The sequence below is a fragment of the Neobacillus terrisolis genome, assembly GCF_051233475.1.
Classification (GTDB): Bacteria; Bacillota; Bacilli; order Bacillales; family Cytobacillaceae; genus Bacillus_BU.
This window is the reverse complement of sequence record NZ_JBKFGH010000022.1, coordinates 22,982-39,029: the sequence shown is the minus strand read 5'-3', so window position 1 is coordinate 39,029 and position 16,048 is coordinate 22,982. Positions and strand designations below refer to the sequence as shown.

At 37.5% G+C, this 16,048-nt stretch carries 14 protein-coding genes; 8 read left to right on the top strand and 6 right to left on the bottom strand.

From position 1 onward, the window contains the following. The first annotated feature begins 47 nt into the window (after positions 1–47). The 4 genes from ACI48O_RS14270 to ACI48O_RS14255 all read left to right on the top strand — a co-directional run bounded on the left by ACI48O_RS14270 (position 48) and on the right by ACI48O_RS14255 (position 4,601). Positions 48–746: a response regulator transcription factor gene (locus ACI48O_RS14270; RefSeq protein WP_435562497.1), complete on the top strand. Its 699-nt coding sequence runs from the start codon at positions 48–50 to the stop codon at positions 744–746. After that, positions 746–1,777: a sensor histidine kinase gene (locus tag ACI48O_RS14265; RefSeq protein ID WP_435562496.1), complete on the top strand. Its 1,032-nt coding sequence runs from the start codon at positions 746–748 to the stop codon at positions 1,775–1,777. Before ACI48O_RS14270 ends, ACI48O_RS14265 begins: the two co-directional genes overlap by 1 nt. A gap of 120 nt (positions 1,778–1,897) precedes the next feature. After that, positions 1,898–2,662, top strand: a complete 765-nt coding sequence (locus tag ACI48O_RS14260) for an ABC transporter ATP-binding protein (protein WP_435562495.1) — start codon at positions 1,898–1,900, stop codon at positions 2,660–2,662. Beyond that, a complete protein-coding gene (locus ACI48O_RS14255) occupies positions 2,652–4,601 on the top strand; it encodes an FtsX-like permease family protein (protein WP_435562494.1) in 1,950 nt (649 codons plus the stop codon). The genes ACI48O_RS14260 and ACI48O_RS14255 overlap by 11 nt, the downstream gene beginning before the upstream one ends. Before the next feature lie 227 nt (positions 4,602–4,828). On the opposite strand, the gene ACI48O_RS14250 is transcribed toward ACI48O_RS14255, so the two are convergent. Continuing rightward, the gene (locus tag ACI48O_RS14250; protein ID WP_435562493.1) at positions 4,829–5,374 is read right to left on the bottom strand and encodes a pyridoxamine 5'-phosphate oxidase family protein; all 546 of its coding nucleotides are present in this window, start codon (positions 5,372–5,374) and stop codon (positions 4,829–4,831) included. 109 nt (positions 5,375–5,483) lie between these two features. Between ACI48O_RS14250 and pdxR the strand changes: the two genes are divergently transcribed. Beyond that, positions 5,484–6,893: a MocR-like pyridoxine biosynthesis transcription factor PdxR gene (pdxR, locus tag ACI48O_RS14245; RefSeq protein WP_435562492.1), complete on the top strand. Its 1,410-nt coding sequence runs from the start codon at positions 5,484–5,486 to the stop codon at positions 6,891–6,893. A 353-nt stretch (positions 6,894–7,246) separates the two neighbouring features. Here the strand turns inward: pdxR and ACI48O_RS14240 are convergent, their stop codons facing one another. From ACI48O_RS14240 to ACI48O_RS14225, 4 genes are all read right to left on the bottom strand, one after another. After that, complete coding sequence (locus tag ACI48O_RS14240; protein ID WP_435562491.1) at positions 7,247–8,116, bottom strand: SDR family oxidoreductase; 870 nt, start codon at positions 8,114–8,116, stop codon at positions 7,247–7,249. 1 nt (position 8,117) lies between these two features. Further along, the gene (locus ACI48O_RS14235; RefSeq protein ID WP_435562490.1) at positions 8,118–8,813 is read right to left on the bottom strand and encodes a hemerythrin domain-containing protein; all 696 of its coding nucleotides are present in this window, start codon (positions 8,811–8,813) and stop codon (positions 8,118–8,120) included. Between the two features lie 67 nt (positions 8,814–8,880). Beyond that, positions 8,881–9,651: a hypothetical protein gene (locus tag ACI48O_RS14230; RefSeq protein WP_435562489.1), complete on the bottom strand. Its 771-nt coding sequence runs from the start codon at positions 9,649–9,651 to the stop codon at positions 8,881–8,883. A 289-nt stretch (positions 9,652–9,940) separates the two neighbouring features. Then, positions 9,941–11,965, bottom strand: a complete 2,025-nt coding sequence (locus tag ACI48O_RS14225) for a LuxR C-terminal-related transcriptional regulator (RefSeq protein WP_435562488.1) — start codon at positions 11,963–11,965, stop codon at positions 9,941–9,943. Between the two features lie 457 nt (positions 11,966–12,422). Here ACI48O_RS14225 and ACI48O_RS14220 point away from each other — a divergent pair, with 457 nt between their 5' ends. Genes ACI48O_RS14220 through ACI48O_RS14210 form a run of 3 tightly spaced genes read left to right on the top strand, consistent with a single transcriptional unit; the run spans position 12,423 to position 13,490 of the window. Then, positions 12,423–12,914, top strand: coding sequence for a hypothetical protein (locus tag ACI48O_RS14220; protein ID WP_435562487.1), 492 nt, complete (start codon positions 12,423–12,425; stop codon positions 12,912–12,914). A 21-nt stretch (positions 12,915–12,935) separates the two neighbouring features. After that, complete coding sequence (locus ACI48O_RS14215; RefSeq protein WP_435562486.1) at positions 12,936–13,211, top strand: hypothetical protein; 276 nt, start codon at positions 12,936–12,938, stop codon at positions 13,209–13,211. 39 nt (positions 13,212–13,250) lie between these two features. Beyond that, on the top strand, positions 13,251–13,490 hold the full coding sequence (locus ACI48O_RS14210) for a hypothetical protein (RefSeq protein WP_435562485.1): 240 nt from the start codon (positions 13,251–13,253) through the stop codon (positions 13,488–13,490). 109 nt (positions 13,491–13,599) lie between these two features. Here ACI48O_RS14210 and ACI48O_RS14205 read toward each other — a convergent pair whose 3' ends face one another. Next, positions 13,600–15,531 (bottom strand): alkyl/aryl-sulfatase, encoded by a 1,932-nt coding sequence (locus ACI48O_RS14205; protein WP_435562484.1) that lies wholly within the window; start codon positions 15,529–15,531, stop codon positions 13,600–13,602. Between the last annotated feature and the right edge of the window lie 517 nt (positions 15,532–16,048).

Genomic DNA, 16,048 nt, shown 5'->3' with positions numbered 1-16,048 from the left:
TTACAATTTATACTTGAATTGAATAAGTTTAAAAGGGAGAACCGGACGTGTACAAAATATTGCTTATTGAGGATGATCCCCAGCTTTGTGAATTAATTAAGGAAAATCTGGAACGGTACGGGTATGAAGTGCATCTTCCAGATCATTTTTCAAATATCGAGGAAAAATTTGCTCATTCAAATCCTGACCTTGTACTGCTGGATATTACTTTGCCTTACTACGATGGATATTATTTGTGCAGGAGTTTTCGAAAGCAGTCTAATGTACCGATTCTGATGATGTCAGCGAGAAGCCACGAGACGGATCAAATTATGGCTATAGAGCTCGGGGCAGATGATTATATTACGAAGCCATTTACTTTTGAGATGCTGCAGTCGAAAGTAAAAGCCACTATCAGGAGAGTTTACGGAGAGTACTCAGTAAAGGAAACGAATACCTTGTGTGTAGGTTCCCTTTGTATAGATGCCAAGACTCTTACCTTAACCTATGGCGGGAATCAGGTTGAACTTTCGAAAAACGAATATAAACTGATGAAGAAATTAATGGAGCATGATGGTGAGTTTGTATCTAGAGAAGAGCTGATAGAAGAAGTATGGGATTCAGTCACATTTATTGATGATAATACACTTACGGTTAATATGACTAGGATTAGGCATTTACTGTTGGAACTGGGGGCAAATCATGTGGTGAAAAGTAAAAGAGGAGTAGGGTACAGGTTATATGATTCTGTTACGATGAGGGATTGATGATGTTAAAAGAGATCTTTACGAGGTTTATAAAAGACAGATTCCTTAACATCATGCTGTACTTGGCAAGTATGGCCTCTATCATAACCTTTTACCATCTCAATGAACCTGCGAATACAGAGATTTTCTATCCCGTGTCGATTGGCGTTTTTTTATTAATTGTATCCCTCGCCATTGACTGGATTCGTTACTACCCCACAAATCGGGCAATTGCACTTATATTAAAGAATCAAGGTGCGGAGTTCCAGCCGCATACGGAAGAACAGAGGGCGTTCCAGCAAATAATATATAAAATGACAGAAGAATACACCCGAAAAAACAACGAATTGAAGGAAAATAATAAAGAGAGACTCTACTTTCTATCCCACTGGATGCACCATTTAAAAACACCTGTGTCTGTGATTGAGCTCATCATAAATAACGAGGAAAAAACAAACGAAGCAGCCGAAATTTTCGAGAAAATTAAGCATGAAAATAATCGACTTCATACATACATCCAGCAAGGTCTTACGATGATTAGAATGGAGAGTTTTGAAAATGACCTTGAGGTACGGTCAGTAGATTTACTCCCAATATTACGAAAATTGATAAACGATAGAAAGAAAGAATGTATCTATCAGTCAATCTATCCTTCTATTGAATTCAAAGGCGAGAATGCCTTTATTATCACAGATCCAAAGTGGAACGAAATTCTGTTGGTTCAGATCATTTCAAATGCGATAAAATATTCCGGCCCGATAGCTGGGAACAAAAAGCTTATCTTTCAAATTGAGACAAATGGCAAACATATCAGCTTAACCATCAAGGATGAAGGTGTTGGCATACCTGCCTATGATCTTGAGCGAGTCTTTCAGCCCTTTTTTACTGGCGAAAACGGAAGGACATTCTCGAACTCCACTGGGATTGGGTTGTACCTAAGCAAAAAAATTGCCGACAAGCTCGGGGCGACTATCAATATTCAATCCGAGCCATTTAAAGGTACTGCTGTGACAATCCGGTGGTTGGCGGGAACCCAAATAACCCGCTCCTAAATCCATTTTAACCATAGTCATGATACCTTACAAAAATGTAAGGTATTTTTAGCGTTTGCGATGGTTGCAATTCTTTATGTCTCTTAAAATGATAGTATTGCGAAACGGGGAGGAAAACCAATGGTTATTTTGGATGTGAAAAATATCGTGAAAATTTACGGAGGGACAATTGGGGAAGGATCGACCACAGCTTTGGGCGGGGTAAGCCTGTCCGTTAAAGAAGGAGAGTTTATAGCGGTTATGGGACCTTCCGGCAGCGGAAAAACTACACTGCTAAATGTGTTGAGCGGGATTGATCAGCCAACCTCAGGGGATGTCATTATCTCAGGCCAGAAAATATGCGAGATGAAAGGAGATGACCTTGCTATTTTTCGCCGGAAAAAGCTAGGGTTTGTGTTTCAGGATTTCAATTTGTTAGATAGCTTAACCGTTAAAGAAAATATCCTGCTTCCGATGGTCCTCGAGAGGAAAAATGCGGCTGAAATGGAAGGAAAGCTTGAATATCTGGCGAATCTTTTTGAAATTGATCCCATCTTGTCTAAGTATCCATATACGATTTCCGGTGGCCAGCAGCAGCGAACGGCCGTTAGCAGGGCATTGGTGAATGAACCTGCGATTCTTTTTGCTGATGAACCCACTGGGAATTTAGATTCTAAATCATCCGCGGTCATCATGGAATGTTTTGAAAAAATCGTTAATGAACTTTCGACAACGGTACTTCTTGTTACGCACGATGTCTTCGCCGCTAGCTATTGTCAGAAGGTTGTTTTTATCAAAGACGGCCTCATCCACTCTACCATTGTCAAAAAAGGGAGCAGGAAGGAGTTTCTGAATCAAATCATGGATAACCTGGCTGTCTTAGGGGGGAAATCCTATGACATTTAATCAAGTCATTTGGAAGATGGCCAAGGTTCAATATAAAAAGTACATCTTTTACTATTTGTGCAACAGTTTTGCTGTCATGTTTTTCTTTATGTTCTCAACCGTATATTTTAATAACCAGATTGAGAAGGCAAAGAAGCTGGACGGAATCCAGGATGCCTTGTCGGTTCCGGGAGTTGCCCTGATTGTATTTACCATCTTTTTCATTAGCTATGCCCATAATGTTTTTATGAAAAGAAGAAGAAGTGAGTTCGGGCTTTTCATGACATTGGGTATGTCCAAGCGCGATATTACTAGACTACTCGTTTTCGAAAATGGGGTAATTGCTGTTGCTTCGATCGTATCTGGCTTGCTGGCGGGAACTGTTTTCTCGAGATTATTTTTCATGTTGTTAATGAGCCGTGTTGGGCTTCAGGACGTTTCGTTCCATTTAAACGGAAAAATGTTTATGTACTCACTTGGGGCTTTTCTGGTTGTTTTTTTATTTGCGGTTGGGAAATCGCTATTTCTTACGCTTGAAAGCAGCGTAATCATCAGCATGAAGAGTAACAGGGTTTCCGAAACGGTCAAGATGAGAAGTCCAATCCTCGGGTTTTTCGGTTGGGTCATAATGGTTGGATCTTTGCTAAGCCTGTATGTTACTTATAAAGATTCATCTGGAGAATTATTGCTGTTATGGACCATTGGAGTTTTATTGGGTTTGTACATATCACTGATCCAGTTTAGTAGTTTATTGATCAAGGCCGCAAAAAATATCCCCGGATTGTATTTTCGCACGATGTTATTCTTAACCAGCCTTGAATACAAGTTTAAACAGCTTACGTCGATTTTTATGCTCGTTTCTGTCATGACGATGATTACAATCTTTTACAGCACTTTGTTGCTTACGTTCTATAAGTCTTCCGAAACGGATGCCGTAAGCAATAATCCTTATGATGTTGCCTTTTATCAGACTGAAACAAAAAATAATCTGTCTGAAGATGAGCTTTATGCTGTTCTGGACCAACAGGATCATCCTATTAAAGAGCATTTTGTCATTCCGATTTTTACGCACTATGAAAAGCAACCAAATGTTGAGGGGGTTCAACCCTATTATTTCATGTCACTTACCGATTTCAACAAATTAACTTCGGGCCAAGTGAAATTGCAAGGTAAGGAATATCTCGTCTATTTAAACATCGAGCCAGAATATGGAGATGTTGAAATTAATCAATCTCTCGAACTATCAATTAATAACGAAAAGGCTAGCTATCTATTTAAGGAGAAAGTGTTTCAAAAAACCATTAACCTACTGCCAAATACGAATGAATTTATCGTAGTAAATCAAAATGAATTTGACTATTTGGCCTCCATCTTAAATGGGTATGAATCCAATCTTCATTTAATCAATGTGTACAACTGGAAGGCAACAGCCGGAGCCGTAGAGAAGTTAAGCGAACAATTCGTGAACTATAATCGGAATACAGCCCCAATTGATGACCATCGCACTGAGTTTTCATCTGAAGAAGAGCTGTTCCGCATAGCGTCCAAGATTGATGATTACCACAACAACAGGAATTCAAGCGGCATCATGTTTTTTGTGACCACCTTTCTTAGCATCATGTTTTTCTTTGGTACTTTCATACTTTTATACTTAAACCTTTTCTCAGAGATTGAGGAGGAAAAAGCGAAATATCAAAAGCTGTATAAAATAGGGATGACGTTGAAGGAAGTTAAAAAGAATATCTCAAGTGAATTGTTAATGCTCTTCTTTGTACCTACCATGATCGGGACAGTATTGGCGGGCCTTTACGTGGTTATCCTGTCAACGGATGTTGGCGGGATTATGAATAACCTGGATATACTGTTCCATTTCTTTCTCATTGCCGGAATTTACCTAACCATTCAAATCATTTACTATTTCTATTTGAGGAATAAAATGCTGAAACACTTAACTTCATAAAGTATAAAGTGGATGCTCTTTTTTACTTCCGGGGCCGAATAATTAAAATGAAGTTAGTGGTAAAAACATGACATTACTAAAATATAAAAAAGATTAGTAATTTTAACATATAAATGATATAAAAAATTGCTGTCACTAAGGCAGCAATTTTTTTGTTAAAAAACACAACTTTTATTTACCCGCAACGTCTAAATAGTGATTATTCAAGAAAAGGACGTTGGTTAAATCTAGCAATCCATCCCAACTTTTCTGCCCGGATAAAAAGCTAATTCCATATCCAACTGATTTTCCTTTGCAGTTCGTTCACTAGGAATAAGTCTAAAAACAACAGTATGACTTCCTAGAGATGAGTGGTACTTTTCAACATGAGATGGTGAAAGGCTTTTATCATAGTAGCCTGGCACGTACTTATCGAGCATGGCTTGCATGACCGCGGTCGCTTCGTTTAAATCCGTTACTGTTTCGAGTGCTCCGAATAGCATCACACTCGTGTAAGCAGTATCTGTCTTGGCGGGTATAGGGTTTACCATCGTTCCGTAATCTTCAGCTACGGTGAAACAACAGTTGGGATTGGCATGAATCAAATCAATTTTTCTCCCATGTGCAGCTCCATGAAAATATACAGCCTCATTCATCCAGACAAAATTCAATGGAACAACATAAGGAAGCTCCCCATCCGTTAAACCAAGGTAACCAGTCCGTGTCCGGCTTAAAAACTGATCAATGCGCTTATCATCTGTACATACTAAATTTTCTTGGCGAACGTTATGCATTTTTCCATCCCATCCTCACTTTTAATGATAAAATCATTTTAGAAAATAACTGTGCTCAATAAAAGTGACAGAAATAATAAGTTTAATAGGGACAGATGGAGGATCAATAGTGGAATTTACCCCTTTTTTAGATAAGGAATTGCCAGAGCCATTATACAACCAGTTATATCATTGGATAAAGAAGGAAATAGAGGGAGGTAGGCTTTTACCAGGAACAAAGATGCCTTCGATTCGCCAGTTAACGACCCATTTAAAGATCAGTCGCAACACGGTTGAGGCAGCTTATCAGCAGTTACAATCAGAGGGTTACCTCGAAAGTGTCCCTAAAAGTGGAATATGGGTAGCTGAGATTGAGAAACCACCACTGCATCCGATTGTGGTGGAACAGCCTATTCGTTTGGAAAGTGAGCCGACAAGCCACAATTTTGTTGATTTTGAATATGGGAATGTCGATCTTGATAAATTCCCTTTGAAGAAGTGGAAAAAGTGTCTGTCAGATGCGGTTGATCAAGAAAACAACTGGCTATTTCAGTATAGTGAAAAACAGGGTGAGTTCGCATTGCGGCAGGAGATTTCAAACTATTTACTGCAATCCAGAGGTGTACGTTCTACACCTGATCAGATAATTATCACTGCCGGAACACAGGCTTCAATAGCATTGATCTGCCAGCTATTAGATCTTCAAGGGGAATTTGTGGCCATGGAAGAACCGGGTTACAGTGGGGTGCGCTCAGTTTTAGAGGACCACAAATGCCATATTGAACCCGTGCCGCTTGAGAAGGACGGCTTGTCAGTTGAACACTTGCTCACAAGCTCTTCCCATGCCGTATACGTAACGCCTTCTCACCAATTTCCGATTGGTATGGTTCTGCCTATTACAAAAAGAATGCAACTACTAAAATGGGCGTATCAATCAGAAGGATACATTATTGAGGATGATTATGACAGCGAGTTTCGATACCTGGGCCAGCCGATTCCTTCACTGAAATCCCTGGATGAAGAGGAAAGGGTCATTTATTTAGGGACATTTTCTAAATCCTTTCTACCTTCAGTCCGATTAAGTTATATTGTTTTTCCAACTTCGCTTATTGCTCAATATTCACAAAAGTTCGCGGCCTATAATCAATCTGTCTCACCTATCATTCAGAGAGCTATGGTTCTGTTTATGCAATCCGGGGAATTTGAAAGGCATGTTCGAAGGATGCGGAAGCTATATCAAAAAAAACATCAAGCTCTACTCAAGAGTATTGAACAATATATTGGTCCTCAAGTAGAAGTTGTCGTAGAAAAATCAGGCTTGCATATCTTATTGAAGCTAAAAGGTATAACCGCCATCGAGCTAATCGAAAGGGCTCTAAAGAAGGGTGTCAGAGTGTATTCGCCGGTAAGGTTTTGGCTTAATCCAACTCCCGATTGTCATTCCTATATTTTGTTAGGATTTGGTGGATTATCCGTTGAAGAAATTGAAGAAGGAATCAAATTACTGGCTAGCTGTCTTGAGGGGATTGAAGAGGTGTAAGGTATTACAGTGGGGATAAATCCATTTTTCACAACCAACTTGATGGCTACCTTCACATGAGAAGATAGCTGGGTTTCTTAATTATTTTCATCCAATCAATTATAAGTGTACCATCAGGAAACGCGAATTTAAAACGTTAAGGAAATTCAAAAAGCCTAATTTCTCGGTGTTGTAATTGAGAAATTAGGCTTTAGTTACTTCATAAAAGCACTCTTAAAAGGAAGATCGTTCTTAAACTTCATGCTGCAAACAATTCAAGTAAAGCCTCAGATTATGGAACAAGCTATGCAAGTTATCGAACTACGAATTAAAATATTTCTTCTAAATGACCAGCTGTAACCATAGCACTACATTTACATTTGTTTTTTCCAACGTGCAACAGTATCCGCTACGAAATCGTCAAATGAACGGGGCTCCCGTTGAAGTAATGTTTTCTGAAGTATAAAGTCCTGCTCCGTTCCTAAGCATCCAAATCTTTGGAAGCATTCGTACATGACACAATAATCTCTAGCAAGCCATTCAGGCATTGTTTTAATAGCTTGTTGATACCATGAATCTAAATCATCTCCAATATATCGAACAGTAGTACCAGTATGACGACTATACGTTTCAGCGATTGCTTCCCCTGTTAATACTTGAGAACCGTAGATAGGATATTCTATTCCCTCATAGCCGTTAAAAAGGAGTGCGTTTGCAGCAGCATAAGCGATATCTCCAACGTCAATTCGATTCAATCCAACAGAACCAAGTGGTTGTGGATAGACCCCCTCTTTAAGGATAGCATCACGAAACCAGTAATCATTTTGAAAGAAATTATTCGGTCTTAAAATTGTGTAATCTATGCCAGATTTCTTAATCTCCTCTTCGATCCCGATCTTACTTTTTATATGAGGAATGTGTAACATACTTTCATACATTGGAGCGGATAAATATACGATTTTGCGAACCCCTGCTTTTCTAGCTTCTTTAACAGCTGTAACTCCTTGGCTTGTTTCAGTCTGAGACATGCTAGTTAAGAGAAACACCGCATCGAATTGATCAAATGTTCCAGCTAGGCTTTCCGGCACCTCCAAATCACCTTGTATCCATTCCGAGTTTAAATGTTTATACGTAATTTTACTTGGATCTCGTGTAAGAATACTGACGGTTGCTTTGCGCTTTAAAAGCTCTGAAACCACCTGACTGCCTACAGTACCTGTACCACCGATAACAAGAATATTCATTCTAATCACTCGACTCCTTCGCATTGATTCCATCTAACGCTGAATACAGTTGTTCCCAGCTTTCTTGATCCAAACGAGACTTTGCTAAACTCAACATACCTGTATATGCTTCTTTTGGTGCAAATCTTTTCATATCGCTAAACATCTCTACCCGTTCTAAATGACTGATCGCTGGAATCATATAGTGCATAAAGATCGACATTGTTTGTGGAGGAATAGAGGAACGGATGTTTATGGAGATCACTTTTAATTGGTCATCGTTAAGATTCTCCCATAATGCTTTCATGCCTGGTCCTTCTTCACTTTGAAGATGGCTAAAATAATCCGCTGTGAAGCCGTTCAGATCTTTCCCAAGTTGGTACCAAATCCTCTTTAGCTCGTTTGAATTTTGCTTTTTCGATTCTAACTGATCCACTAAATCAATAAGCTGTTCAAGCTTTTGTTCCAATGCTCCGTGTTCTTTCTCCAATAGAAACAGTGTCATAGGTGCAAATTTTTCATATGAATCATTAATATTCGCATCCTCATCTCTTGAATGTGCTTCTAAAATAATGGTTACCTGCCTAAATTCCTCAACAAATGCGTTCACTTTTTCTTTATCAGAATGATCAACTGAACCTGCCTGATAGCATAATCCACTTAATGCGAAGCGAATCCCTTTATGAACTGGAGCATACAGATCAAAACGATTAAACATGTTCAACTCTCCTTTTGTTTTCTTAATTTTAATAAGCTCGATCAGAATAAAGAGTAACTCTGCCAAATTAACGATGAGAGTCTTCACCTAACCTGATCTTTTCTTGTTCTTCTGGGGTGATGAAGTAATGGTGAATGTCGTAATGTGGCATTGTGTAACCATCATGGCCACTAGGGATAAATTCGATATTCGTATGGTCGATTGCTGGTGAAGGGAGCCCCTTCATGCCGGCAAAATTGACGAAACTCTTTCCTTCTGTAAAGTATTTCTGTGAAATCATTTGTTCAATGAAAACTAATTTTCCTTGGTAAATCCCGTATATCGTTTTAAAAACCGGATCGTCATTTTCTAAAATTAGGATATCCTCTTGAGGATTTATCCAATGTTCCCCCATTTGCGGAACGACTGGTGAAATCTTAACGGTTCCTTCTGGCAAAACTAACAAGTAAATCGATCCATCTTCCTCCTTTTTCATATTTGTAACATCGATTACTTCCGCCAAATCATCCACGTTAGCTACAAATCCATCTTTGTGCTTTTTAACAGAAATCGTTTCATTCTTGTAAATTAAGTTTTTTTCTTGCTTATCGAGTTCATAGGATGCTTTTAGAACGTGGAAAAAAGCATCTACATCCACCCAAATTTCTCCGTTCTTTGCATATGAGATCGGGGAATAGACCTCTACACCATTGATTTCAACTTTTGGATTTTCTTCCTTAGCATAAACTGCAGCAATTGAGAAAAGTGATACAAAAATAAAACAAATACTGATTAGAAACCTTTGCGCAATTTTCCTTCCTTTTATTTTGTTAAAGTGAATTACACGCTGATTTTCCATCTTCCTTCACTCCTTGTTCCGGTATGGTTTCATTATATTGACGATGGGGGAAGAAAGTAATTATACGAAGGTATATTCAATCGTATATTTGGGTATCCATTTCGTATACATAAAGAAAACTCGCCGAATGGCGAGCCTTGGAGAGGCGAAGAAATAGGAGGGTTGCACTGCACTTACACATGATTACTCAAAGTTCTGACTCATTCAAGTTGTTTCTTTGATGGAAATTTATGCTTCCTTAACGTGAAAAAACATCGAAAACAGCTAATTTTCAATGTCAATCATGGATTTATGAGCTTATTAATTTTTTGACCAGCTCCTTTTTTCCATTTACCTTAAGTTTCTCATAAATGCGGCTAAGATTCTTTTTTACCGTGATTTCTGATAAGTAAAGCTTCTGGGCTATTTCTAGATTAGATAAACACGTTATTGTTAAAAGAGCTATTTCACGTTCACGTGGAGTAAGTCCAGATAAAATGGCATCAAGAGATGAATCTGTATGATTGTCTTCTGTTGATTGATAAAGATACTCCACAAATTTCTTCATTTCTTTATCTTCTCTAAAATCGAGTACAAACATCGGTGCTGGAAATTGAGGACCAAATCCAAAATGGGTAGTTCTTGGTATTTCAACATACCCTACCCCTTTGACTGCCTCCTGATTATATTTCATGGGAGCCGTATACACCAGGATTCCTCCTTTCAAATAGTAGGAAAGATATGCTTGAAAGTACATGAATCGGGCTGCTGAACTTCCATCCTTTGAAAAATCAATCATATATTGAAACCACCCTGCTGGCGACTCTGGAGGCACATTTAGCTTATTCCTCTCCTGTTTTGAAAGGGTCCGGAAATAAGATTGGGTAATCGGATTCTGTTCCAGCAATGAAAGGGAACCTTTATGAATGGGAATGTATACAAAAATGCCAACCGCTTCGTGCTTTTCATTTTTGAGTAACCTAACAACTTCACTGCCAAGAGAAATCACTTCAGAAAGCTTAATCGAAGAAAACCATTTTTCATTGACAGCTTTCGGAATTGTATATAAATGTCTTTCATTTGTAACTGGATCGTACATCTCTTGGGTATAATCTTGATGATTTGAAAGGATATCCTTAAAATATTGTTCTGCTTCATACAAATTTTCCTGATTAACCGTTTCAATATAGTAGGATTGATCAATCGAATCATCATAAAACATGGCACGAAAACCAGGATCCCCGACAATATAGATAAAATCTAATAGAAAAAGATTTCTTTCTTCTATAGAATGATGCCGAGATGAAAAAAGACTGTAGTGGTATTTAACGCTTCGTTTCCAGAGTTGATTATAAATTTGCGGTTTTTTTAGTCTGAAATCCTGATAGAGAGCTTTTCGGAGAACCTGATGTAAATACCAGCCACGTTCACTTTTTCGAACAAAAGAGAGATGGATGAGCTTCTCAAACTCCTCATTGCTGATTTCTTTTCCAGTAATATTCTCGAGGACTTCTTGATTAAATACGCGAACCATTGTTACAGCCTCCAACAGCTCCATTAATGTGGAATCAGTGATTTCACGCAGCCACTGCCCAGCAATTTCTTTAAAGGTTTCATTCCACAATAGCAATTCTGGTTCTTGTTCGTCCTTCAATCCTTCCAATTCATTAAGGCCAATGAAAAGAGATAACGTAAGAGGATGCCCTTTTGTAATAAAATATGACTTTCTTACAAAGCTATCCCTCCCGTTCCCAAATTTAGATGTGTACTGCTTGCATGTTTCATAGTCAAAAGGTGACAAAGGCATAAATTTTATGAATCTTCTCCAAGCAGGTGACGACACCCAGCCCCCTTTTAAGGGGAAGCGACCAGACAAAACAATCATAATATTAATAGATAATTCAACTAAAAAGGAATTTCGTAACCAATCATCAAGCTCGTTCATCTCTTCATATGTATCTATAGCAAAAATTAAACGATTAGCTTGAGCTCGTTTATTAAATTCTTTCACAGCAATCTCTAGTAACTTTCCTTCATTCCAATGCGCTTCGGCATCTACATTTAAGATAGAGAGCAATCGTAAGGCAAATCCTTTAGGAGTTTTGGTGAAATCCAAGCAGTCCAAAAGAAAAAAAGGAATTCCTTCTGAGTTGCAAATTCGCCGAAACTGATCGAGCAAAAAGCTTTTCCCAATTCCTCCTGTCCCACTAATATTTAAGATACGTTCTTTATTCTCTATATTGCATAAGAAATTACGAAAGTTACTCAATTCCGTTTTTCGCCCCACAAAAAACCGTTCTTCTAATCTTCGAATCTCTTCACCAAAACTACTCATCGTAACCTCCAGCAGGTAATGAATTACTCATATATACTTAAAGACCTACTCATATCCTTCTTTATATCTAATCGCTTCGATTATCACTGTGAAATTCTAAATATAAAGTCTGATTCCCATGAATTATTGATCTCAATACAGGCAATGGATCCGGATAAAAAGAGGTTATTTCGTATCAACCAGATACGAGGATATACTGAAAAAAACATATTTAGATTAATTTTCTAAATTTTACTAAAATTAAAAAAATAATTCAACCGTTCCATTTTGGGCATCCGTATATTCATTCGTCGTTGGGTTCCGAGACATCATTTTTCATCTCCTTAATTACTGTGAAAGCGCTAATAATAAAGGTATGAAAAATCGGTAAATTGAGTGCCTATAATAATATTGCCGAATCTGGTGTGACCTTCATATAATACATTAAATGTAAAATGTATATGAGGAGGTCAACACCTTGAATAACTTTACTAATCCATACCTTAGTTCTTATAGGAATCAATATATTCATTTAGGTAATAGAATTAATGATAATTTGAAAAATACTTATATACTTGATCAACAAATAGGAGATGTAAATGGCGACAACATAGCGGATATCGTTTACCTTGTAGGTGAAAAGACAGAGAATCCCTTTTATGAAAATATAAAAGTAATAGTACAAGACGGCAGGACAATGCAGCGGTCTGTTATACCTTTGTATCCTAAATACAGTATGGCCTACACTCCATGGCTGGTTCTTGCCAACTTTACTAACTCAAATACAAATGAGATTATGGTAAATCTTCCTGTTGGAGGAAGTGGGGGACTGAATTATTACTATGTCATATCCTTTCTGAATAATAATGCAGAATATATACTTGGACCTGAAGAGTTTGCGGCGCTTTCGCAATCCCTGGGATATGAAGTTATATATTTGGATAATTATAGAGTACTTGTTAAAAGTTAAAAACTCGATAAGTTCTATACATTGGATATTAGCAGCAGAAAAGAAGTTTATGAAGGAACCGTTTATGACAAAGACGGCAAGCTCATCAAACCACAAGAAGGGTTTGTCATTGATCTACCCCATCTGTATCCAATCAAAATAGACGGAAGTGTGCCATATAAGCTGGAAGCACACCAGGATATAGCAGGAACATCACATGCTGACCAGTTAGGATTTATTGTCACTTATTGGAAATTTTTAGGTTATAATAAATCCTGGGTTTTAGATCCCGAGATGTTTTTTGTAATGCTTGAATAAATGAGGTAATTAATATTTGACTTTAAAGGGGGAAATTTAATGCCTTGGCAGCAAAAAATTGGGTACTTGTTCGGTCAGCCAGTAGGAATTTCATTTATTGATGGTACAGGAACTTCAGGGGTCTTATGTGAGGCGTATGGTGGCAGCGTGTACGTCATGGAATATTTATATCATTCACAATTTGCAATGAAACATTATAACTACAACATGATCCAGGATATTCATCCTTTTCCGAGTTGTAATTATCACCAACAAAATAGCAATTCAGTAGTATATTAGCTTTTTTAAAGAGGGAAAGATATTTGCATAAATTATTTGATGAAAAACCTAATATCAAACAGGAAATTATTTGTAGATATTAGGTTTTATATTTTAGGATAAAGTAAAATTACTTCTTTGGGACAGGTGTCATAATATTGAAATTTTGATCGAATGTATCTAATAGGGATAAAAACGTATTCCACTTATGAATATCACCCTCTATTTTTATCTTTGAAGGATCAGGGTTCTCATTCGTTGCAGCTAACTCATATAATACTTCTTTTGGCATGGTAACCGTAACAGCAGCATCTTCAGCTAATTCATTATTCAAATATCGGAATATCCCTCGCTTCAGCTCTGTTGAAGCAACGTCTTCTCTGTCAGGTATAACAAAATTCATTTTGTAATTTAAACGCCCAGCATTTAGTCCTTCTATTCGAATACTAAGTAAATAGAGCACATCAGCAAGAGGTAAATGATTTAATACATCATTTGTAATGATCGAACCTCTAGCCGGTAGAATACCATAGCGTAATTCTTGAGCTCCCGTTAAATACACATTTCTCCAAGGACCAGATTCTGCAACATAACCTAATTGTTCTAAAGCATCGGCACAAAGCACTTTGGCTTCCCTGTTACTTGGATTAGCATAAATAATCTGTTTTGTAACCTCTGCAACCCATTGATATTCTCCTTTCATGTAGTCCTGGTTGGCTTTCTCTAAAACACGTTCCTCTCCACCCATATATTCCACATATTTTTTTGCTGATTCTTCAGGTAATAATTTATTTAGATCAACCGGGTTTCCATTATACCAGCCGATATACTTCTGATACACCGCTTTTGCATTATGATTGACGGTTCCATAAAATTCACTATTATACCATTCTCCTTTAAGACTCTCTGGAAGTTTCACCATTCTGCCAACTTCGTCAATTGTATACCCTTTATTAATCAGCCTTAATGTTTGGTCATTTATATATTGATATAAATCTCTTTGTTTTTCCAAATAATCTATGGCTGCTTCGTTTCCAAAACGGGGCCAGTTATGCACGCCAAATACTGATGTTAATTTAATTCCCCATAAATCAATGGCCTTTTGGATGCTGGCTGCCCAAGCCACTGGGTCTCTTACTTCAGCTCCTCTTAACGTATAAAAGTTATGAAGGGTCGCATTACAAAGCTCGGCAATGCATAAAGAGCGTTCACCTGGTATATAGATGAACATTTCCGAAGGTGCTTCAGTGTGCAAAGCTAATTGAAATTCCATAGCAATTCCATCAACATCTTGTTCTACATGCTCTGCATTTATTTCATAAATATTGTTAGTAAAAGTTACGTTTCCGATCGATACACTCTTTCCAATGCCATCGTCGATCTGCCCTTTCTCATCGCGGGGTAAAACGGTCCCGTACATATATACACCACGCCGGGTCATTGCAACTCCAGCATTTCCATTCTCTTGTAAAACAGAATGAATAAAGTTCATTGGTGCATAAATCCTAGCATCCTCTTTAGCGTCATCTAATACCCCTAAGATCCCTCCATAATGGTCTGTATGAGAGTGGGTGATGATGACTGCACTTATTGGCATCTCCCCAAAATAATCATGAACTAATTGTAAAGCTGCTTTAGCCGTTTCCTTTGTCGTCAAACAATCAATGACAATCCAGCCGGTACTTCCTTTAACAAACGTCATATTGGCTAAATCAAAACCTCTAACCTGATAGATATTGTCTGTTATTTTGAACAACCCTGTGTTTAAATTTAAATTCCCCTGTGTCCAAAGCTTTGGATTAACTGTGTAAGGTATATAGTTATTAAATAGAAAAGAATACCTTCTTAAATCCCATACAGAAATCAATGAATCTTGATTATGAATGACAGGTAGGTTTGTATTAACAAGCATTCCAGCTTTAGCCAACTTATTTTCAACTTTCACTTTACTCCAATTTATTTTTTGATATGTTTCATGGTTTAATTGCATTGTCTTTGTTGTCGCATCTTTTCTTAAATCACGAGGTATATTTTGATGATCGGTGTGATCATTAAAGATCATAAATAACACCTCCAAGATTTTATGAAGCAAATTTTTTTATAACTATACTTTATGCAGTCAGCTACATTCAGATGATATGAAAACTAAAAGCTATTTGCATGAAGCCTTTTAACTGAAAGAAATTTTGGTTTTAAAATTATAACTAATCCCCCATACAAAGTAATTTGATAACTATTTAGGATCCCAATTTTTTAACCCCTTGATAAACAACCATACCCTTGTCTCCCTTCATGAATATTCTGTTATGAAGGAGGTGAAAGGAGTATGTCAAAGAAGAAAAAAAAGAAAGATGAGTGCTGTTGTTTTAAACACTTTTCAAATCCCATAGTACAACCCTGTTCACTTTCTAAGGTGAAAATTATTCCAATTAGAGACATTCCGGACAATTGCCAATTAGTTTGTGTAGGTCCTTTTTGCTCATTAGTCTGTTTTGGTTCTGATTTACGAGTCATTCATTGTGATATAGTGTGTGATGATGCCGGTAATTGCACTGTGATTTGCACGCCTGACAAGAAGG

Excerpts from the sequence above, each read along its gene's own strand:
- ACI48O_RS14230 (WP_435562489.1), bottom strand. The coding sequence starts at position 9,651 with ATGGAAAATCAGCGTGTAATTCACTTTAACAAAATAAAAGGAAGGAAA.
- ACI48O_RS14210 (WP_435562485.1), top strand. The coding sequence starts at position 13,251 with ATGCCTTGGCAGCAAAAAATTGGGTACTTGTTCGGTCAGCCAGTAGGA.
- ACI48O_RS14260 (WP_435562495.1), top strand. The coding sequence starts at position 1,898 with ATGGTTATTTTGGATGTGAAAAATATCGTGAAAATTTACGGAGGGACA.
- ACI48O_RS14225 (WP_435562488.1), bottom strand. The coding sequence starts at position 11,965 with ATGAGTAGTTTTGGTGAAGAGATTCGAAGATTAGAAGAACGGTTTTTT.
- ACI48O_RS14250 (WP_435562493.1), bottom strand. The coding sequence starts at position 5,374 with ATGCATAACGTTCGCCAAGAAAATTTAGTATGTACAGATGATAAGCGC.
- ACI48O_RS14240 (WP_435562491.1), bottom strand. The coding sequence starts at position 8,116 with ATGAATATTCTTGTTATCGGTGGTACAGGTACTGTAGGCAGTCAGGTG.
- ACI48O_RS14235 (WP_435562490.1), bottom strand. The coding sequence starts at position 8,813 with ATGTTTAATCGTTTTGATCTGTATGCTCCAGTTCATAAAGGGATTCGC.
- ACI48O_RS14265 (WP_435562496.1), top strand. The coding sequence starts at position 746 with ATGATGTTAAAAGAGATCTTTACGAGGTTTATAAAAGACAGATTCCTT.
- ACI48O_RS14255 (WP_435562494.1), top strand. The coding sequence starts at position 2,652 with ATGACATTTAATCAAGTCATTTGGAAGATGGCCAAGGTTCAATATAAA.
- ACI48O_RS14205 (WP_435562484.1), bottom strand. The coding sequence starts at position 15,531 with ATGATCTTTAATGATCACACCGATCATCAAAATATACCTCGTGATTTA.